Source organism: Comamonas aquatilis (genome assembly GCF_965139575.1).
Lineage (GTDB): Bacteria > Pseudomonadota > Gammaproteobacteria > Burkholderiales > Burkholderiaceae_C > Comamonas > Comamonas aquatilis.
The window spans coordinates 99,186-118,637 of sequence record NZ_CBCSIW010000013.1 but is presented as its reverse complement, the minus strand read 5'-3'; the positions used below and the strand labels follow the sequence as shown (position 1 = coordinate 118,637).

At 59.3% G+C, this 19,452-nt stretch carries 14 protein-coding genes; 7 read left to right on the top strand and 7 right to left on the bottom strand.

Annotation, left to right across the window (positions count from 1 at the left end):
• Positions 1 to 369 precede the first annotated feature (369 nt).
• Positions 370 to 1,302, bottom strand: a complete 933-nt coding sequence (locus ACNAZA_RS15370) for a LysR family transcriptional regulator (RefSeq protein ID WP_415797405.1) — start codon at positions 1,300 to 1,302, stop codon at positions 370 to 372.
• Positions 1,303 to 1,446: 144 nt separating this feature from the next.
• Between ACNAZA_RS15370 and ACNAZA_RS15365 the strand changes: the two genes are divergently transcribed.
• The 4 genes from ACNAZA_RS15365 to ACNAZA_RS15350 all read left to right on the top strand — a co-directional run bounded on the left by ACNAZA_RS15365 (position 1,447) and on the right by ACNAZA_RS15350 (position 6,817).
• Positions 1,447 to 2,361: a TauD/TfdA dioxygenase family protein gene (locus ACNAZA_RS15365; protein WP_415797404.1), complete on the top strand. Its 915-nt coding sequence runs from the start codon at positions 1,447 to 1,449 to the stop codon at positions 2,359 to 2,361.
• 34 nt (positions 2,362 to 2,395) lie between these two features.
• On the top strand, positions 2,396 to 3,826 hold the full coding sequence (locus tag ACNAZA_RS15360; protein ID WP_415797402.1) for an aldehyde dehydrogenase family protein: 1,431 nt from the start codon (positions 2,396 to 2,398) through the stop codon (positions 3,824 to 3,826).
• Positions 3,816 to 5,441 (top strand): AMP-binding protein, encoded by a 1,626-nt coding sequence (locus tag ACNAZA_RS15355; protein ID WP_415797401.1) that lies wholly within the window; start codon positions 3,816 to 3,818, stop codon positions 5,439 to 5,441. Before ACNAZA_RS15360 ends, ACNAZA_RS15355 begins: the two co-directional genes overlap by 11 nt.
• A 65-nt stretch (positions 5,442 to 5,506) precedes the next feature.
• On the top strand, positions 5,507 to 6,817 hold the full coding sequence (locus ACNAZA_RS15350) for an MFS transporter (RefSeq protein ID WP_415797399.1): 1,311 nt from the start codon (positions 5,507 to 5,509) through the stop codon (positions 6,815 to 6,817).
• A gap of 237 nt (positions 6,818 to 7,054) precedes the next feature.
• On the opposite strand, the gene ACNAZA_RS15345 is transcribed toward ACNAZA_RS15350, so the two are convergent.
• The 6 genes from ACNAZA_RS15345 to ACNAZA_RS15320 all read right to left on the bottom strand — a co-directional run bounded on the left by ACNAZA_RS15345 (position 7,055) and on the right by ACNAZA_RS15320 (position 13,752).
• A complete protein-coding gene (locus ACNAZA_RS15345; protein ID WP_415797398.1) occupies positions 7,055 to 9,481 on the bottom strand; it encodes a TonB-dependent siderophore receptor in 2,427 nt (808 codons plus the stop codon).
• Positions 9,482 to 9,629: 148 nt separating this feature from the next.
• Positions 9,630 to 10,685 carry a FecR family protein gene (locus ACNAZA_RS15340; RefSeq protein ID WP_415797397.1) on the bottom strand — a complete coding sequence of 352 codons (1,056 nt, stop codon included), beginning with the start codon at positions 10,683 to 10,685 and terminating at the stop codon, positions 9,630 to 9,632.
• 82 nt (positions 10,686 to 10,767) lie between these two features.
• On the bottom strand, positions 10,768 to 11,316 hold the full coding sequence (locus ACNAZA_RS15335) for a sigma-70 family RNA polymerase sigma factor (RefSeq protein WP_415797396.1): 549 nt from the start codon (positions 11,314 to 11,316) through the stop codon (positions 10,768 to 10,770).
• Between the two features lie 102 nt (positions 11,317 to 11,418).
• Positions 11,419 to 11,748 (bottom strand): DUF3325 domain-containing protein, encoded by a 330-nt coding sequence (locus ACNAZA_RS15330; RefSeq protein WP_415797395.1) that lies wholly within the window; start codon positions 11,746 to 11,748, stop codon positions 11,419 to 11,421.
• Positions 11,741 to 13,417 carry a PepSY-associated TM helix domain-containing protein gene (locus tag ACNAZA_RS15325; protein ID WP_415797394.1) on the bottom strand — a complete coding sequence of 559 codons (1,677 nt, stop codon included), beginning with the start codon at positions 13,415 to 13,417 and terminating at the stop codon, positions 11,741 to 11,743. Before ACNAZA_RS15325 ends, ACNAZA_RS15330 begins: the two co-directional genes overlap by 8 nt.
• Before the next feature lie 17 nt (positions 13,418 to 13,434).
• On the bottom strand, positions 13,435 to 13,752 hold the full coding sequence (locus ACNAZA_RS15320) for an iron uptake protein (protein WP_415797393.1): 318 nt from the start codon (positions 13,750 to 13,752) through the stop codon (positions 13,435 to 13,437).
• Positions 13,753 to 14,566: 814 nt separating this feature from the next.
• On the opposite strand from ACNAZA_RS15320, the gene ACNAZA_RS15315 reads away from it, so the two are divergent.
• The 3 genes from ACNAZA_RS15315 (at position 14,567) to ACNAZA_RS15305 (ending at position 19,247) form a co-directional block, all read left to right on the top strand.
• Positions 14,567 to 16,939, top strand: coding sequence for a DNA polymerase II (locus tag ACNAZA_RS15315; RefSeq protein ID WP_415797392.1), 2,373 nt, complete (start codon positions 14,567 to 14,569; stop codon positions 16,937 to 16,939).
• A gap of 436 nt (positions 16,940 to 17,375) precedes the next feature.
• Positions 17,376 to 18,173, top strand: a complete 798-nt coding sequence (locus ACNAZA_RS15310; RefSeq protein WP_415797390.1) for a hypothetical protein — start codon at positions 17,376 to 17,378, stop codon at positions 18,171 to 18,173.
• Positions 18,174 to 18,185: 12 nt separating this feature from the next.
• Positions 18,186 to 19,247 carry a sensor histidine kinase gene (locus ACNAZA_RS15305; protein WP_415797389.1) on the top strand — a complete coding sequence of 354 codons (1,062 nt, stop codon included), beginning with the start codon at positions 18,186 to 18,188 and terminating at the stop codon, positions 19,245 to 19,247.
• Positions 19,248 to 19,452: the final 205 nt, after the last annotated feature.

The window sequence follows — 19,452 nt, the reverse complement described above, 5'->3', positions numbered from 1 at the left end:
GTTCCAGGATTTGCTTGGCCGCTTCAATCCTGAATTCTTCAGGGTAACGTTGACTGCTCATAAGGACTCCTATTGGAACGGAAATAGGAGGCTTTGGACTATCTACAAAACACTGGTCGATTCACAGCCGCGTGCTTGATCGAGCGTGCCATCAGCAGGCCGTCCGTCGCCACGGATTCCATGCACAAACCCCTTGGAGCAATACCTCAAGAGGTATGCGATCGCCCGGTGGGATGCTGACAAGTCTACGGTTGCTCGTAAGGAAGGAGATGGCCGCTCAATGCAAGCTTTCGATTGGCTTGCCCCGGGCCACGTAGGTCTGACGAGAGTCCGATGATGTGACCAAGGAGACGCGCGTGATCAACGCGCTCACTGCTTGGCTGTCGCAACGTTCGATGGCTGCTCACTCAGCAAAAAATCACGGAACGCGCGCGCGGGCGCAGAAAGTGTGCGTCCCTTCAAGTGCGCGATGCCGTAGCGGGACTGCGCGTCCATCGTCAGGGACTTCATCGCCACCAGCAATCGTGCCGCCAGGTCATCGGCCACCATGAAAGGACTGAGCACTGCGACGGCATCCGTTTTGAGCAGCAGTGTCCTCAGCACCGGGAGGCTGTCGCAGACAACTGTCAGCAGCGGCTTCTCGCGACCTGCTCGCGAATCACTCAGCTTGAGGTTGCGCACGATGGCAGTCTCCATCGCCTTGGTCAACCCGGGACCGATCAGCGGATAGTCGAGCACGTCCGACGTGACCAGGCTGGCTCGGTGCGCGAGCGGGTGCCCCGCACGGGCCACCGGCATGTACGGCTGAGGCTTGAGCAACCGGACTTCGAACTCATCGATGGCCTCTACTTCGCTCATGTCGCCGACCATCAACTCAATGTCACGCTGCCGCAGGCGTTCGGGCAGTTCGAGCCAGGGGGCCTGGATGACGTGAGTGCGCAAGCGGGGATGGGCAAGCGTCAGCTTGGCCAGTGCATTACCAATCAGGGTTGTGCCGGCAAACGAGCCGGCTCCGATGCGCAGTTGCCCCACCTCCATGCCGAGTGCCAGTTGCACGTCGCGCTCCAGGTCCCGTGCCGCCAATTCAAGGCCGCCGGCGTGCGCAAGCACCAGTTCTCCGATGGCCGTGGGCGCCACGTCACGGCGCCCACGGTCGAAAAGAAGGGCGCCCAGAGAGGCCTCTACACCCTGGATGCTTCGAGTGAGCGCAGGCTGGGTGATATGCAGTGCTTCGGCTGCCCGGGCGAAGTTACGGTGCTCGGCCAGTGCAAGCACATGTCGCATTTGGCGAAGGTCAATCATGATACCCAGCATGCATTAAAACAATACCAATAATACATTGGACGCATCAAAGCGTACTGCTGAGAATTTGCCTCACACCGCGCCAACCAGGACGGTGATGCTTGCACCGGCCCATACGAAGTCGGGCCAATTCAGGAGACAAAGATGCCAACAGCAACGCTTACAAAGAAGAAGGCGGGCGCGACCTCTGCGCCGCAGACGGCGCTGCGCAGCAGCTTCACCATCGACCCCATCACCCCGATCATCGGAGCCGAGATCGGAAACATCGACTTGGGCGTCGAACTCGACGAAGAGACATTCAAACAACTGCGAGCCACACTGGTGAAGCACAAGGTGCTGGTCTTTCGCGAGCAGGACATCACGCCAGCGGCACAGGTGGCCTTTGCGCGCCGCTTCGGCGTTCTGGAGACGCATCCAGTCTTCCCCAAGCACCCGGAGCATCCGGAACTTGTCGTCCTGGGCGGCGACGCCAGCAAGCCGGCGCAGGAAAACATCTATCACAGCGACTATTCCTGGCGCGAAGAGCCGTCGATGGCCTCCATCCTGCGCTGCATCGAATGCCCCGCGCACGGCGGCGACACGCTGTGGATCAATATGGTCGCCGCCTATGAGCGCCTGCCGGAGAGCATCAAGTCTCGCCTCGCAGGGCTGCGAGCTGTCCACGACCTGATGCCAGCCTTCGGCGGCCGCATGACTGCGGAAAAGCGCGAGGCCACGCGGCGCCAATACCCGATGGTGGAACATCCCGTGGTGCGGACGCACCCCGAGAGCGGCGAAAAGATCCTCTACGTCAACGAGTCCTTCACGACACACTTCGCCAACTTCATGGAGAACGGCGAGATTCGAGTCGGTTTCGACTTCCGCCTGGCCGAGATGGACTTGCTGCAGTACCTGCTGCGCCAGGCCCAGATCCCCGAGTACCAGATGCGGGTGCGCTGGAAGCCCAACACCATCGTGATGTGGGACAACCGCTCGACCCAGCACTACGCGATCCAGGACTACTTCCCTGCCGTGCGCCGCATGCTGCGCGCCACCGTAATCGGTGACCGCACTTTCTGACCCGCCCTCCCAACCATCACCAAAGAGACAAGACATGCAAGACGTATCCCAGTTCTACATCGGCGGCCAGTGGGTCGAGCCTGCAGCGGGTGCCCAAAGCTTTGCCATCGTCAATCCGGCGACAGAAGAGGTCATCGGTCGGCTGGCCATGGGCGGATCGAAGGATGTCGATGCTGCCGTGGCCGCAGCGCGCCAAGCCTTTCCGGCCTGGTCGCAAAGCACGCGAGAAGAGCGCATGGCGCTGCTCGAAAAAGTCATCGCAGGATTCATGGACCGGCTCGAGGAGATGATTCTCGCGATCACCACCGAGATGGGCGCTCCGGCGTGGCTGGCGCGCCAGTACCAGGCGCCCATCGGGCTGGGGCAATTGCAGTCGGTGCTGCAGGCCCTGAAGGAATTCAAGTTCGAAGAAGTGCGGGGCTCGACCCTCGTGGCACGTGAGCCCGTGGGCGTGGTCGCGCTCATCACGCCCTGGAACTGGCCCATCAACCAGATCACGGCCAAGGTGGCGCCCGCCTTGGCGGCCGGCTGCACGCTGGTGCTGAAGCCCTCCGAACTCGCCCCCCTGGATGCCAAGCTCTTTGCCGAGGTGATGCACGAGGCGGGCGCTCCGGCCGGCGTGTTCAATATGGTGTTCGGCGAAGGCCCGGTGGTCGGCGCGGCGCTGTCCTCGCACCCCGATGTGGACATGGTGTCCATCACGGGTTCCACCCGCGCCGGAGTGCAAGTGGCGATCAATGCCGCGCCGACCGTCAAGCGCGTGACGCAGGAGCTGGGCGGCAAATCGGCCAACATCATCCTGGATGACGCGGATCTGGTCGCGGCCGTTTCGGGCGGTGTCGTCAGCTGCATGCTGAACTCCGGGCAGACCTGTACGGCGCCGACACGCATGCTGGTGGCGCGATCGCAATACGCCGCAGCCATCGAGATTGCGCAGGGCACCGTGGCGGCCTTGAGCGTGGGCGATCCAAAGCTCGAAGAGACCAAGCTCGGGCCGCTTTCCAGCGCGGCGCAGTTCGGCAAGGTGCAGCGCATGATCGAGCAAGGCATCGCCGAGGGCGCCCGTGTGGTGGCCGGCGGCCCGGGCCGCCCGGAAGGCCTGACACGCGGCTTTTTCGTCCGCCCGACCGTCTTTGCCGACGTGACGAACGAGATGACCATCGCCCGCGAAGAGATCTTCGGCCCGGTGCTGGTCATGATTCCCTATGACAGCGAAGAGGAGGCCCTCACTATTGCCAACGACAGCGAGTACGGGCTGGCCGGCTATGTGTCGTCCAAGGACATCGCGCGTGCGCGTCGCGTGGCTTCCCGCATGCAGACCGGCACGGTGCACCTCAACGGCGCCATGCCCGATTTCGCCGCGCCCTTCGGCGGCGTGAAGAAGTCCGGCAACGGCCGCGAATACGGCGAGTACGGCCTGGCCGACTTCCTCGAATACAAATCGGTGATGGGCTATGAGAGCTGAAGCCGTGGCGCCCGAAAAGGCCTGGCTGGCGCAATACCCAGGCGATATCCCGCACTCGATCGATCTGCTTCCAGCCCCGTCGCTCAAGCAGCTGTTGGCCGACGCGCTGGCTTGCCACGGCGAGCGCACCGCCGTCGCCGCGGCCGGCAAACGCTATAGCTACCGGGAGCTGGACACCCTGGCCGCCAGCTTCGCCGCGTGGCTGCAGCAGCAAGGCGTAGCCAAGGGCGACCGGGTGGCGCTGATGCTGCCCAACACGCTCGCGTTTGTCGTTGGTGTGCTCGGTGTGCTGCGTGCCGGTGGGACCGTCGTCACCGTCAATCCGATGTACACGCCGCGCGAACTGGCTCACCAGCTGGCCGACAGCGGTGCGCAGACCATCCTGGTCTTCGACGCTTTCGTCTCGACGCTTGAAGCCGTCCTCGCCGACAGGCCGATGAAGAATGTCGTGGTGGTTCGCGGCGCGGTGCCCCTGGCCGACAAGCCGGGGACCACGGATTTCGAAGCGGCTCTTGCACAAGGCGCGACCTTGACCGGCCGTGACGTGACGCTGGGCCCGGACGACATCGCCTTCCTCCAGTACACCGGCGGCACCACCGGCGTGAGCAAGGGCGCGACGCTGACGCATCGCAACCTGCTGGCGAACATCTCGCAGGTCGAGGCCTGGATGGGGCCTGCGCTGGGAACCCTGGCGAAGAGCGCCGGGCTGAACATGGTCGTGATGCTGCCGATGTATCACATCTTCGCGCTGACCTTCTGCCTGATGTATGGCTTGCGCAGCGGCTTGCAGCTGTGCCTGATCGCCAATCCGCGCGACCTTGCCGGCGCCATCCAGGCGCTCAAGGGCACGCCGGTGCACATCCTGCCGGGGGTCAACACCTTGTTCACCGGCTTGATGGCCCATCCGGACTTCAAGCAACTCGATGTGTCCGATTTGCGCCTGACCATCGGCGGCGGCGCGGCCGTTCATCAAGCGGTGTCTCAGCGCTGGAGCAGCGTCACGGGCTTGCCCATCATCGAGGGCTACGGGCTGTCGGAAACGTCGCCTGTCGCCACCTGCAACCTGGTCTCGGCGCAGGACTGGACAGGCACCATCGGCCTGCCGGTGCCGGATACCGAAATCGCCATCCGCGATGACCAGAACGCGGACGTGCCCGTGGGTGACCAGGGCGAGATCTGCATCCGCGGCCCTCAGGTCATGACTGGCTACTGGCAAAGGCCGGACGAGACGGCCAAGGTCATGACCGTTGACGGCTACTTCAAGACCGGCGACGTGGGTGTGATGGATGAGAAGGGTTTCGTGAAGATCGTTGATCGCAAGAAGGACATGATCCTGGTGAGCGGATTCAATGTCTTTCCCAACGAGATCGAAGAGGTAGTCTCCGCCTTGCCGGGCGTCCTCGAAGTTGCGGCCGTCGGCGTGCCCGACGAGCGAAGCGGTGAAGCCGTGAAGGTGTTCATCGTCAAGCGCGACCCGGGCCTGAGCGAGGAGCAGATTGCCGAGCATTGCCGCGAGCAGCTCACTGCGTACAAGCGGCCCAAGCAGATCGCCTTCCTGGATGCGCTGCCCAAGTCGACGGTGGGCAAGGTGCTGCGGCGCGAACTCCGCGCCTGATTGATCGTCCCATTTCCAACAGTACAGACCGGTTGACGTAATACCGGCAACTTGGAGACAAGCAAATGAGCAGCCAATATCAACCAGGCAAAGCCTGGGGCATCGCAGCGATGCTGTGCGGATTGCAGACCGTCAACTTCATCGACAAGGTCGTGGTCGGCCTGGTGGCGATCCCGATGATGGCCGAGCTGAACCTGACGCCGGTTCAGTTCGGCGTTGTGGCAGGCAGCGTCTTCTGGCTCTTCTCGGTGGGCGGTCTGCTCGGTGGGCTGCTTGCCAATCGGGTGCAGAGCCGATGGATCCTGTTCGGCATGGCGGTGCTTTGGTCGTTGGTCCAGATTCCGATTGCCGTGTCGTCGTCGATCACGATGCTGATCGTCTGCCGTGTGCTGCTGGGCTTTGGCGAGGGGCCGTCCGCGCCGGTGGCACTGCACGCTGCCTTCAAGTGGTTCCCCAATGACAAGCGCAATATGCCGGGTGCGTTGATCAACGCCGGGTCCACCTTGGGCGTCGTCGCCGCAGGGCTGCTGATCCCCCTGGTGACCGCGCATTGGGGCTGGCGCGCCAATTTCTGGGTATTGGCTGCGATCGGCTTCGTCTGGGCCGCAGTCTGGCTGGTTTTCGGGGCCGAGGGCACCTTGGAAGACGACAAGAAGACGAATGCTTCCGCGGGCGAGACGGGACGGGTTCCCTATGCTCGACTGCTGACGGATCCGACCGTCATCGGCGTCTTCATCATGCATTTCGTGGCGTATTGGGTGGTGGCTCTGGCACTCACCTGGTTGCCCGCCTACCTGCGCACGGGCCTTGGCTTCGAGGCCAAGCAGGCCGGCGGCATCTTTGCGCTGATCGTGGTGCTGGGTGTTCCGGTGAGCTTTGCCGTCTCCGGCTTGTCGCAGCGGCGTCTGACGCAAGGCGCATCATCGCGCCAAGGACGCGTGCTGGTGGCCTGTGGTGCCCTGCTGGTGGCTGGCGCCTTGTTCGGATCGCTCCAGCTGGTCAGTTACGGCACCCTCGCGGAAGTCGTTGTGATTGCGCTCGCCATCGGCCTGGCGGTGGCCACCTTCACTTTTGCCCAGACGACGATCAGCGAGGTCACACCGCCAGCGCAGCGTGGTGCCATGCTCGCTGTCGAGAATGCCGTCTTCGGTTCGATCGCCGGGCTGCTGGCACCCGTGGTCATGGGCAAGCTGCTGCAAGACGGCGGGGCTGCCGCCGCCACGGCTTACCGCCACGGCTTCGCGCTCAGCGGCGTATTGCTGTTGATCGGTGGCGCTGTGTGCGTACTGCTCATGCATCCGGAACGGTCCAAGCAAAACCTGCTCGCTTCCACGCCCTTGCCGAGTCAAGCCGCTGGCTCAGCCCGTACCGCCTGAGATGCGGATCCCTGGGTGAGTTTTTGCGGTCAAGCGCGAGGCCGCTAAGCGGGTTCAAGCGGTCCATGCAGCGCACGAAAAGCTGCGTAGCAGACGGAGTGTTGCTGATGAAGTATCGGACTCGAATCTTCTACATGGACAGCCAGAAGACACTGATGCGGGAGCGTTAATTGAAGCGTCGTTGAAAAATGGCCGCAGAAGTTGCTCAATTCCTTGGCCCTGGTACCTCGTGAGTCGTTAAAGGCGAGGGGTGTATTTCAAGGTGAGCATGATGTTGCGCGGATCGCCGTAGTTGGCGCCTGTGTACCCGGTGTAGCCGGGAACTATGTAGCGTTTATCAAAGATGTTGTTCAGGTTCATCGCTACGTTGACCTCGGGCGTGACTTGATACGCGATTCGCATGTTCCAGGTTGTGAAGCCGGGAATGTCGAATGAGCGGTCATAGCCGAGCGTATGGCTTTGCGTGGCGAAGCCGGCGCTTGTGGTGAGGCGGCTCCAGTCGCCAGGCAGGCGATAAGACGCCCAGACGCGCAGCATGTGCTTGGGGGTCCAAGTGCTGAAGACTTTGCCCTGGTTATCGGGGTCGCGCAAGAATTTGGTGGTATTGAAGGTGTAGCCCGCCACCAATTGCAGATTGCGCAGCACTTCACCGCTCACCTCGGCTTCAAGGCCTTGGCTACGAACCTTGCCGGACGCAGTGGAGCAGAACCAGCCGTCGCAGGCATAACCGGATGCGATATCGTTGACGCCGCGGTTCTTGTGGTCGTAGCGGAATACAGCGAGCGAGGTGTTGACGCGCTTGTCCATCAACTCGCCTTTGATGCCCAGCTCGTAGTTCGATCCGATGATGGGATCAAGCACCTTGCCTGCAGCCGTGCGTGCCGATTGGGGTTCGAACACGCTGGTGTAGCTGCCGTAGGCCGACCACTGGGGAGTCAGCGCGTAGACCAAACCGGCGTACGGGATGATTTCGCCCGATGCGCGCATGACTTCGCGAGTGTCGAACAGCGACCCTTTGTAGAGCAGGTCATACCAGCTGGCGCGGGCACCCACGATGGCAGTCAGCGGCTCGGTGAGTTGAGCACGCCAACTGGCATAGACGCCCTTTTGCTGCACGTCGTAGGAAGAATAGGCTTTACGGCCGCCGGCCGCCAGCAGACTGTCCACGGTTGGCTTGGGGCGGTTGTGATTGATGTCGAAGAGGTTGCCGCCCGACGTGAAGTTGCTGGCGTACATGTCGTCCGATTTGTACTTGGAGTAATCCGCACCCAGCGTGACTTCATGGCGCAGCCCCATGGCATCGAAGCGGCCATTCACAAACGCATCGAGCCCGACCTTGTCGGAGTCAAAGTGGGTGATCCAGTCAGCGTAGGTCATTCCGCTTCCGTCCGCAGCCACGGCGCCGTGCATGCGTTGGTGCGTGGAGTTGTTCGTCTCGCTCATGTGCAAGGCCGAAACCTTGAGCTTCCAGTCCGCATTGAAGCGGTGATTCAGATCGGCGTAAACCGTGGTCTGCTTGAGGTTGTCGCGGTTCCACAAGGCACCCGTGAATGTGGAGCGGGGCAGTCCCACATCGCTGCCGTCAGCACGCAGAGGCACGCCGTAGATGAAGGGCCGCCCTTTGCTGTCCAGCTGACTCACTGCTATGCCTACTGTCGTATCCGGGCTGATGTCATAGTCCAGCGCGGCATACAGTGATCGAGCGCGCTCGTTCACATAGTCGACAAAGGAACGGCTGCGGGCCTCGTCCACGACGACTCGACCGCGCAGCGTACCTTCCGCATTGAGCGGGCCTCCGGCATCCAGTTGAACGCCGTAGCGATCCCATGAACCAGCACGCGTGGTCAGTGTCACGGTCTTCTCGTTTTGGCCGCGCTTGCGAACAAGGTTGACAGCGCCGCCGGGGCTGCCAGTGCCTTGCAACAGGCCCGATGCGCCTCGCAGGACTTCCAGTCGGTCATAAAAGGCCATGCCTTCTGCCGCCCAGTTGCCGAGCGAGTACATGTTGCGGGGAATCGCGACGCCGTCGTATTGCCAGTTGTCGATCTGAAAGCCGCGTGCGGCTAAAACCATACCCTGTCCGACACCTGTTACGCCGACGGTGCCGGTGGCTATGTTGGCGGCCTGTTTGAGGTCCGTGATGCCTTGTTCGTCGAGCTGCTTGCGCGTGATCACGCTGATGGATTGCGGGATGTCTTTGAGTGCCTGATCGCCCTTGTTGATGCTCACGGCACGCGTGGCGAAAGAGTCTGTGCCTTCGGTGGTGGAGCCACGCTCTTCTAGGGCCGAAACGGTCACCATCGGCATGGTGGCAGTCTCCGAGCTTTGCGACAGGCGTTGCACAACTACAGACCTTCCCTCCACTTCGGCATGCAGGCCAGTACCTGCGAGCAAGCGATTCAGCGCTTCCCGCACAGTGAAGCGACCTTGAACTGCGGGCGCGCTTCGGCCTTCGACCAGGGCTGGCTGCACCATCAATTCCAGGTGCGCCTGGCGGGCGAGAACCACCAGAGCTTGCGACAGCGGTTGCGCGGTGATCTGGATTTCAACTGGCGCGGTCAGCGCGGCGGGCGCGCTGACCGATTGCGCCTGAGCACCTGAGGTCGCCAAAAGCACAGTAACAGCTGCTGCCAGCGGCGCAAGATGGAATCGAAAACGGGACATGCAAACATTCTCCAAAAGATTCGAAACAAGAATCGTTCTCAGGAAGACGCATGACAATGAAAAACCCCAACCTGCACGCAGCATTTTTTTGAAAATGTATCGCGAGGGCCCATTCCGCAACCATGTCGCGCGGCGCCCAAGGTTCGCTTCAGTGGCGAGCCACGATTTCCGTGAGATCCCCGCTTTCCTTCAAACGAACGGGAAGCACCTTGGGCAGGGCGTAGCGGAAATGGGCCAATCTTTGCGGATCGAAGGTGCCCGACAGGCGCAGTGCACCTACCGACGCATCGCGCACCACCATGTGCGTAGGCGCGTAGCGTTCGAACTCTGCCAAAGCCTCGGAGAGCGGCACGTTCTCCAGGGTGATCCGGCCGTCGCGCCAGGAGGCAATGCCGGCAGCCGCAATCGCGCCCACGGGGCCTACATGTCCATCGGCACCAGCAACCACCTGCTGGCCAGCCGTCAGCAGCACGGCAGCAGGCTCGGGCGCGTTGCCGCCAGCAGATTGAAGCGGGCTCACACGCACCTTGCCTTCCTCTACGGCAACTTGCACGGGGCTCCCTGCGGTGTTGCGCACAGAGAAGCGCGTGCCGACCACCGTCACCTTGGTGTTGCCGGCCACGACGTCGAATGGTCGGGCAGCATCTTTTTGCACCTCGAACATGGCCTGTCCTTGCGGCAACTTCACCTCGCGGCGTTGGCGGTACAAACTGACTTCGACGCGTGTCGCGGTATCTAGCCTCAGGCGACTGCCATCCGGCAACTGCACGCTCAGTTGCTGCCCGCGCTCTGTTTGGTACATGTGCGCAAACACGGGTTGCTGTTGCCAATGGTCCCAGGCCATATAGCCACTGCCGACCACAAGCGCCATCACCACGGCTGACAGTGCCGCTTGCGGAATCAGCGCAGACCACCGCGATGGTTGATGCTCCGAGGCGCGGCTCATTTTTGATGATTCTGCCTGGTCCTTCTTCAGTTGGAGGCGCAAGCGCTCAACGCCCGATTGCGGTAGAGCATCCAATTGCCGCCAATCGACCTGCCAGCGGTTGAATGCGGTTTCACGATCCGGGTGCCCAGCCAGCCAACTGCGAAAGGCCGCGTTTGAATAGGCCGCATCGGGTGCATCGCTGTAGCGCGCAAACCACTCCAGGGCCTCGACATCAGGGTCGATGTTTGGCGATTGGGCAATGGTGCGATCAGTCATGCGAAAAGCCAGAGGCGATATGAAGGTAGACGCACGAGTCTGCCAAAACCCAATGCCGGAAAAGAAAAGAAAGCGCAAATTCTCATTTGCTGCTCCTGGACTGAACTTCAGGAGGGGAGGCGTCTACGCCGCCCAGCATTTGTTCCTGACAGACTCGACAAGCCTGCATTCCCAGTTTGATATGGCGTTCCACCATGGTCACGGAAATACCCATCTGCCGGGCCACTTCGGACTGAGATAACCCATCGAACTTGTGCAAGATGAACGCCTCGCGGCAGCGCAGAGGTAACTCGCCGATAGCAGTCAACAGCGCATCTACCGTTTGAGACGACATCGCGGCCACCTCTGGTTCGAGGGCTTCAGGGCCAGTAGCCAGATCGACTGCGTCGATGGAAGAATCGCCTTCCGCCGCTGCGTAAGCGCCGCGCACTTCGCTGCGGCGGTATTGATCAATCACCAGGTTGCGAGCGGTTCGGTACAGTAGCGCACGCGGCTCGGTGATGACTTCGCCAGACTGCTGCACAGCCAACACTCGGGCATAGCTTTCCTGCGCCAGGTCTGCTGCCGTATCGCGGTCTCTGACAGTTCCTTGCAGGAACCTCAACAACTCTCGGTAATAGTGTGCCAGCACAAGAAGATCAGGGATGGATGTCAGCGTCTTCGTAGCGTATTCCGGCCAGTCCGACCGGTCACCACTTTGGGGGAAAGTATACGATGCAAATGATATTCAATATCATTTGTGGTGCGAGCAGGGCTGGATACCTCGCGTCAAAACGCTAAGCCACTTTGGTCGCCATGTGAGTGTGAACGCGATGGAGAGCGCTGAGGCGGCCAGTGCCATTACCCAAACCAGCATGGCCATCGATGCGTGATCCGCTGCAAGGCATAAGCCCAGACTGATTGCGAGCAGCAGCGCTCCGAGAATGCGCAGACGCACGGTGGTTGGATGCGAGATCGGATCGCTTCGCACCTGCTGCCAGTGCGTGTCCATGGCCAGAGAAAGCCAGCCCATGCCGATCAAGCTAGTGATCAGCGCCCCTGCGAGACAAATGGCTTCACGCATGGCTGGTCCTGATGTGGGAGGCGGAACCCGCCGCTGCGGTGCGCTGGTTCAATTTGCGCGCGGATACCCACGCCAACCAGGCGCCCGAGAGCAGGAATAGATCCACGCCAGCAACGGGCCAGTAGGTGTCGGTCCAAACGGTTTTGATGAGATGATCACCCGTGGTGAACCAGTTCAGCAGCACTGTCAGTACCGCTAGAATCACAATCGCCAAGCATTGCTCGCGCCATGCGGGATTCGTCAGCCCTTTGGCAACGGGTGCGCTGCGCATAAACGCGTGAGCCATTGCTAGACTCCATCCCGCCCAGAACAGGTATTGTTCCAGGTCGCCGCGAGCGGGCCAGCTTGTAGGTAGCATTTGCGGCAGCAAGCGGTTGGCGATTAAGATGACAAGGGTTGCAATCACCATGCCGGTGACTGTGGTGACAGCCAGCGCATCCACAATCCGAGCACCTTGATTCCCTGTTCTGGCATGCTGCTTCTTGCGCTTCTCCACAAAGAAAATAAAGCCGGTGGCGATGCACACACAGCCCATTAGCCCGCCCAGTACATACATCCAGCGTAGCAACCAGTGGCGGAAATGCTGCAGGTGCAGACCTGTCAAAAACGTGTTGATGCTGTCCACGGCGGTGCGTGGCGGGTCTTCGCGTAGCACCTCCCCCGTGCTGGCCTTGAAGTGGATGCCGTCGCCCACCAGCGCGATGCGATCGGTGCCTGCGCGGAAGACGCTGACGTAGCCATTGGCATCGCCAACATGGTTGAGTGAGAGAAGGCCCACTTCACCTGCCATGCCTTTGTCGGCCCAACGGCGGCGCGCTTCGTTCATCATGTCATCGACCGACGCCAGCGGAGCGGCAACGCTTGCGCGATCATGCGGTAGGCCGGTCTCTTGTGCCTCGATTTTTTCGTGCAGTTCATGCAGTGGTTCGAGTTGCGTATGTGTGACTGGAAAGTAGATGCCAGCAAAAATCACCAAGCCCGTGAATGCGAAGAAAAAGTGAAAGGGAAGGGCGAGCACGCCGGTCATGTTGTGCAGATCAAGCGTGCTGCGTTGCGTGGATTTTTTCGGGCGAAAGGTAAAGAATTCGCGAAAGATTTTGCGATGCATGACAACGCCGCTGACCAAGGCAGCGAGCATTACCAGCGCAGCAAATCCGACGATCCAGTAGCCGATGCTTTTCCATTGCAAGTTCAGGCTGTAGTGCAATGGATAGAAAAAGCGGCTGCCGATTTTGAGCTGATCATCTGGCAGCGCAACGCCGCTGCGCGGATCGATGGTGCGATTGCCCCAGACGCCTTCTTCCGGGTCTTTGGCGTTGGGCACTTCGTAGCCTGAAAAAAGACTGAGCACCGGGTCGCGGTGTGTAGTGTAAGCGGCCCAACTTTTCACCGTGTCAAACCGCTCCGGCATAGGGCCGTTGATGCGATCCCGCATGAAATCAAGGCTTGCCTTGCTTGGTTGCATCTGCTCGAAAGCGGGGCGTAACACCTTCTCGAACGAGGGCATGGGTTGCGGTTCAAAGCGCGATGATGGAATCGCCCAGCGATCAATCTCGCGGTCAAACACCGACAGCGATCCAAAGAAGAAGCAGGCCATCAACACAAAGCCAAGCGCAAGTCCGAACCAGGTGTGTAGCCATGCCATGGAGAGACGGAAATTCTGGAACATGGGTATCGTCTCTTTCCTCAGATTAAGTTGTGCTGCAGTAGCGAAGCGGCAATGCCCATCACTGCGCCACTGCCCACCAGAACAGCCCACACACGGCCAAGACTGCGGACCGCGAAGGCCCACAAAAATGCGCACAGATAAATCAGAAGCCCAAGAATGGCGCTCAGATGCTCGGCATCATGAAATGCCATGCCCAGCGCAAACAACACTGCGGTTGTCAGAGCGATAAAACCCCAGGTGAAACCGTAGCCCGCAAAAATGGCGGCGCCGATTCGCAGCGCGATCAGCATGCGGGGGCCTCGATAGCTGGTGAGTGTGTCCATTTTCAGGTGCATGCTTTCATGGTTGTGCTGCCGCTCAGAAGTCGTGTATAGCCATCGCTCGCTTCTACTCTGAAGAGTTTGCATTTCTTTAAAGGAGAATGAGAGTAATTCGTATTATATTGTTTGACTAGATTTGGTCTGCATTCATGCCGCATCAGAGATGGATGCAAGCTTTGATGTCAAACTGTTTGTAATGAGATTCATTCTCGATTTTGACTCGAATTCGAGGCTTAGCTAGAGAGCCCAGGTTTGTCATCGAAACTTCGTGTTCATCCACCATGACCGAGAGCTGCTGGACTTTTGCCTACGCAAAGTGCGTGACGGTGAAGCGGCTGCGGACATTTTTCACGAGAGCTACGCCTGGTTGTTAGCGATGAAACATGCCGCCCCAGTCATCTGGGCTGTTTCAGTTCCGGGACGTTTGAGCGCGCCCGGGCGCGAGGCTGGGATTTATCTACTGCAGTGGGGCAGTCCAAATGGGCCCGGATGAGCCCGTTGTGTATGTGTAAGCTTGGCGGCGCGAGGGCGCAGTGGCATGGACATCGATCAGCCAGAACTTGATGATGGTTTTCAGCCTAAAGCAGGCTTTGCAGTGCCCCCTCTCCCTAGCGGCGTGATCTTGAAATCGCAGTCTCGCCTACGTTGCAGTCACTGAAATAGCGCCATTGGGAAGGGCGTTGCCGGCTGCAGAGTGTCATTTCAACCGCGAGGTATCGCACAAGCACATTATTCTTCCAGCTTGCTCTGCATGTCCGCGGCTTTCATGGTCAAGAATTGAGACTCAAGTCTGTCAAACTTTCGCTTTGCTTTTTCTTTCCCAACTTTCGTGCCATCCAACAAACGCCAAGGATTCATCCTTACCCGCAATTGGCGAGACACGCCGGCTGGTACCGAGATCGAGTATTGGTTGGCGACGGATTCCGGGCCTCTGAAGGTACTTCTGACTGCCCAGACTTCAGTGGCTTTCGTCGAGATCCGGCACAAGGCAGCGGTGCAAGCTACGCTTGTGGGCATGTCAGATGTGCAGCTGCGTGAACTGGAGCTGAGGAACTTTCAGCAAGAGCCCGTTTTTGGGGTCTACGCCAAGCATTTTCGCCAGTTAGGGCGACTTGCTCGCTCCCTGCAACCGCTCGGCATATCGCTTCTGGAGGCTGATGTTCGCCCGCACGAGCGCTACTTGATGGAGCGCTTCATCACAGCAGGCGTGAGGCTGGAAGGCGGGCGGATCGAAAACTCAACGCTTGTGGACTGCAAGCTCCTGCCTGCGCCCGATTTCAGGCCTGCTCTGAAGGTGGTGTCATTGGATATCGAGACAAGCCAGCACCAAGACCTCTATTCCATAGCGTTGGACGGTATGGTGGAGCGCGTGGTGTTCATGCTCGGAGAACCTTCTTCCACGCCGGTGCCGCCGCCGGATTTCGCGCTGATTTATTGCCCGACCCGCAAGTCCATGATTGGCAAGCTCAACGAGTGGTTTGCCCGCAATGATCCGGACGTAATCATTGGCTGGAGCGTCATTCAGTTCGACCTGCGCGTGCTGCAAAAAACAGCAGATGACTGCGCGACTCCTTTGCTTCTGGGGCGGGAGCGCAAGCCCATCGCATGGCGAACCCATCCTGGCAAGCAAGGTTATCTATTTGCTCCCATGGCCGGCCGGGTGGTCATCGATGGCATTGAAGCGCTCAGGGCGGCTGTCTGGAGCTTCCCCTCATTCAGCCTCGAAAACGTCTCTCAAGAGCTCCTTGGCGAAGGCAAGTACATCGGGGATGATTACGACAAGATGGCGGAGATCGAGCGGCGCTACCAAGAAGACAAGCCCGCACTCGCCGTCTACAACATCCGGGACTGCGAGCTGGTTCTGCGCATTTTCGAGAAAGCGAAACTGCTGCAGTTTGCGATGGAGCGCGCCCATACGACGGGCCTGCAGATCGACCACTTCGGGGGCTCTATCGCTGCGTTCAGCCACCACTATCTGCCGCGCATGCACCGTCTGGGCTATGTGGCACCCAACGTCGGCGATGTTCAAGGGAAATCATCCCCTGGCGGCTACGTGATGGACTCCAAGCCTGGCTTCTACGACTCCGTGGTTGTCCTGGACTACAAGAGCCTCTATCCCTCGATCATCCGCACCTTTCTTGTGGATCCCGTGGGGTTGGCCGAGGGCGAACATGCCAGCGATCCTGAGCGACTTATCAAGGGTCCAAGGGCCACACTCTTTTCGCGTGAGAAACATTGCCTGCCAGAAATCGTGACCACTCTTTGGCGTGCCCGTGATGAGGCCAAGCGAGTGCGGAACGAGCCACTGTCACAGGCTCTCAAACTAGTGATGAATTCGTTTGCCGGGGTACTGGGCGCATCCGAGTGCAGGTTCTTCAATCCGGATTTGATTTCAGCCATCACCTTGCGTGGTCATGAGATGGTAAAGGTCACCCGGGACTTCGTGGAGAAGCGTGGGTACGAAGCCATCTACGGGGATACAGACTCCATTTTCATCTGGCTCAAACGTACTCACACCAACGCAGAGGCACATGCTGTGGCTGCAGAGCTGGCCAGGGATATCAACGCTTGGTGGACGCAAACCCTGAGGGAAGAACAGGACCTGGAAAGTTTTCTCGAAATCGAGTTCGACACGCATTACAAGAAGTTCTTCATGCCCACCATCCGAGGCTCGGACGTCGGCAGCAAGAAGCGATATGCCGGCCTGAGCATCGACGCGGCGGGCAAAGAGGCCATGGTCTATCGTGGCCTGGAGATGGCACGCAGCGACTGGACGCCCCTGGCACGGCAGTTCCAGGAGGGCTTGCTCTCGCGCATCTTCCAAGGCGCTCCTTATCGGGAGTTCGTGATGGAGTACGCGCACGCAACACTGGCAGGCAAGAAGGATGATCTGCTTATCTACCGCAAGCGCCTGCGCCACCGCCTGGATGCTTACGTGGCGAACGTACCGCCGCAGGTGCGTGCGGCCCGCATTGCCGATGAATACAACGTACGCATGGAACGGCCCATGCAGTACCAGAATGGCGGTTGGATCCAGTACGTCATGACCCACAATGGACCGGAGCCGCTGGAAATCCGCCGCTCACGCATCGACTACGAGCACTACCTGACAAAACAGATTAAACCTATTGCCGACTCGATCCTTCTGCCCTTGGGGGAAGATTTCACCACTCTGACCTCCTCTCAGCAGGAACTGTTTTAGCAATCCAATGGCGAGGAGGAAAGCATTGCCTTCAGAGAATTTGAAGAGAAACGTCTTGCTAAAGTGATTGGCAGCTTCATTGAAAAGCGCCGGCCACCAGTACACCTGTGAGAGCAGCTGGATCTCATATTTGCTATTGAAAGACAGTCTGCTCTCATACGGTAGCGGTGCGGCCAGGCGATACGAAAGAGCTTATGGGTAGCACTCGACCATCACCTTTGCTGAGTCAGGTCCTTGAGCGGATTTCTTCTTACAAGCACTATGGAGCAGGCATATGCAACGGGTGCGTATGCTTGTTCATTGAGTGACGGCTTTGCAGTTTTTATCTGGATAGTGGGCCAGGGGTGACAGCACCATTTCGGCACTGGCGGTTGGGAGGGCGCTTGTCCTGGCCAGTCATTTCACAATTAGATGAGGCTTTGTCAGGTTTACATTGATGGCACAAGAATATTTTGATCCACTTCTTTTCATCAAAGAGGGCGAGACGATTGCCGTGAATCTTTTGCGGACACCGTTTTTCTGCAATATCGGCGGGCGTCCGCAATATTTCAAAGAGCCTCCAACTGGCGTTCGGTTGCTTGAGCCCGCCAGCAGCGATCCTCATGTCGCCATCGGCAGGGAGTACCGGGTCACTGCGGCGACCACGACCCAGCCCAGTCCCCAGTATGGCGATCAGACGCAGCTGGAGTTTCTTGCTGATCGGATCGAGTACGAACCCTTGTACGCTACGCGTGAGATTGCGGCTGCGTTCGGAATGACACTGGTTGAAGAGAACCAGGGCGTTCGCATGAGCAGTCCGGAATCTGAGCTAGAGCAGATTGACTATGAGTACGGTATGTATGCCGGGCATATGTCGCCTTATCAAGGAACGGGCTACCGCTTGCTAGGTGTGGTCTGCACCGATCTGGAACACCACAATTTTCCGCATGTCTTTGCCTCTGTGGACCCACAGCTTCCGCTGGTAATTTCAGTAGGACGCTATTGGCCAGGGCTGCAAAAGATCTGTCTGGCAGACCTCTGGGTGCCCCGTGGCAAAGCTTTGTACGTTCCGCCCAGACCCAAGCTGAAGTGTCAGCCTTGCCTAGACTTGCACGGCAACCGCAATTCGGCCCTGGCTTGCTGGCAGGGTATCGGGCAAGCCAGCGTAAAAACCCAGACATTGTTGCAGACAAAGGGTGCTTATTTTCACTGGTTCTGGAATGATCTGCCTTCGAACCATCCTCTCCTGACCTGAGTTACACGCCCTATGCTTGATACACGTCCCCGCTTGCGCACGCTGGAGCCAGATACCGACAATGGCCTCTACCAGACACTGCTGGAGTCCACCCTGGCGATCCCGTTCAAGATTGATTGGGCAAGTAAAAAGTACGTCTATGTCGGTCCGCAGATTGAGGATCTGCTGGGCTGGAACGTGGAAAGTTGGCAAACGGTGGACGATTGGATTAACCGTATTCATCCCGATGAACGTGAGCAAACCGTCACTCGCTGCGTGGAGCTATCTCTGGCCGGGGTGGATCATGAGGCCGAGTACCGAGCGCTGACCAAGGACAACGGCTTTGTCTGGGTGAAGGAGGTCGTGCATGTGCTCTGCGATGAGCAGGGGCAAACTTCGGCGCTGATCGGTTTTACCTTTGATATCACCGAACAGAAGAAGGCCGAGCAATTGCATGCCGAGCTGGAGGCGCAGAAACTCTCCAATGCACTCCTGCAAGAGCGCCTGCGCCTGACCCATGATCTGCATGACGGACTGGGCGGCGCGCTGGTGCACATGATTACCTCGGTGGAGCAGAGCAAGGACACGCCTACACAAGCTCGGGTGTTGTCCATGCTCAAGCTCATCCGCAATGATTTGCGTCAGACCATCGATAGCCATTCCTCAACCCAGGTGCATGTACCGGCATCACCTCAAGAATGGCTGGCCCCGCTGCGCCACAGGTTCAACAACCTGTTCGATGCGCTGGACATCACTGTCGACTGGCACTTCGCACACAGTTGGCACACAGCTCCCAATGCCTTGCAGTACTTGGCGCTAACTCGGCTGATTGAAGAGGCTTTGACCAATGTTATCAAGCACAGCCAGGCACAGCATGTACGTCTGTCTTTTGTTCAGGCTGACTCCAACGAACTGGTGCTGGAGATTGAAGACGACGGCGTGGGCTTTGATGTGACCGCTGTCAAAGCCTCGGGCTTGGGCATAGGGATGAGCTCCATGTCAGTGCGCATTGCCCGGGTAGGGGGTGAACTTGCCATTGACTCCCGACCTGGTCGCACGCTGCTGACGGCTCGGGTGGTACTAGGGTCGATATAAGCTAACCTGAGGCAAGTGTGGTGATATGAGGTGTGGAGCAGTGAGTGGGAGTGAAAGACTGAGCAGCTCCCAATAGACCTGCCAGTGTTGAGCTGGCAAGTCTAATTTTTTGGGATGAATTGATTGCCGGTGAAGTTCGCCGGTAGTAGGCGCCTCAACGAACTGTGCGGGAGTACCTTGCTTTAGTTTGGTGCAAGAGGGCCTT

What these genes read in the sequence shown, in the direction of transcription:
- ACNAZA_RS15370 (WP_415797405.1), bottom strand. Translation starts at nt 1,302, where the DNA reads ATGATTGACCTTCGCCAAATGCGACATGTGCTTGCACTGGCCGAGCAC.
- ACNAZA_RS15365 (WP_415797404.1), top strand. Translation starts at nt 1,447, where the DNA reads ATGCCAACAGCAACGCTTACAAAGAAGAAGGCGGGCGCGACCTCTGCG.
- ACNAZA_RS15360 (WP_415797402.1), top strand. Translation starts at nt 2,396, where the DNA reads ATGCAAGACGTATCCCAGTTCTACATCGGCGGCCAGTGGGTCGAGCCT.
- ACNAZA_RS15355 (WP_415797401.1), top strand. Translation starts at nt 3,816, where the DNA reads ATGAGAGCTGAAGCCGTGGCGCCCGAAAAGGCCTGGCTGGCGCAATAC.
- ACNAZA_RS15350 (WP_415797399.1), top strand. Translation starts at nt 5,507, where the DNA reads ATGAGCAGCCAATATCAACCAGGCAAAGCCTGGGGCATCGCAGCGATG.
- ACNAZA_RS15345 (WP_415797398.1), bottom strand. Translation starts at nt 9,481, where the DNA reads ATGTCCCGTTTTCGATTCCATCTTGCGCCGCTGGCAGCAGCTGTTACT.
- ACNAZA_RS15340 (WP_415797397.1), bottom strand. Translation starts at nt 10,685, where the DNA reads ATGACTGATCGCACCATTGCCCAATCGCCAAACATCGACCCTGATGTC.
- ACNAZA_RS15330 (WP_415797395.1), bottom strand. Translation starts at nt 11,748, where the DNA reads ATGCGTGAAGCCATTTGTCTCGCAGGGGCGCTGATCACTAGCTTGATC.
- ACNAZA_RS15325 (WP_415797394.1), bottom strand. Translation starts at nt 13,417, where the DNA reads ATGTTCCAGAATTTCCGTCTCTCCATGGCATGGCTACACACCTGGTTC.
- ACNAZA_RS15320 (WP_415797393.1), bottom strand. Translation starts at nt 13,752, where the DNA reads ATGCACCTGAAAATGGACACACTCACCAGCTATCGAGGCCCCCGCATG.
- ACNAZA_RS15310 (WP_415797390.1), top strand. Translation starts at nt 17,376, where the DNA reads ATGGCACAAGAATATTTTGATCCACTTCTTTTCATCAAAGAGGGCGAG.
- ACNAZA_RS15305 (WP_415797389.1), top strand. Translation starts at nt 18,186, where the DNA reads ATGCTTGATACACGTCCCCGCTTGCGCACGCTGGAGCCAGATACCGAC.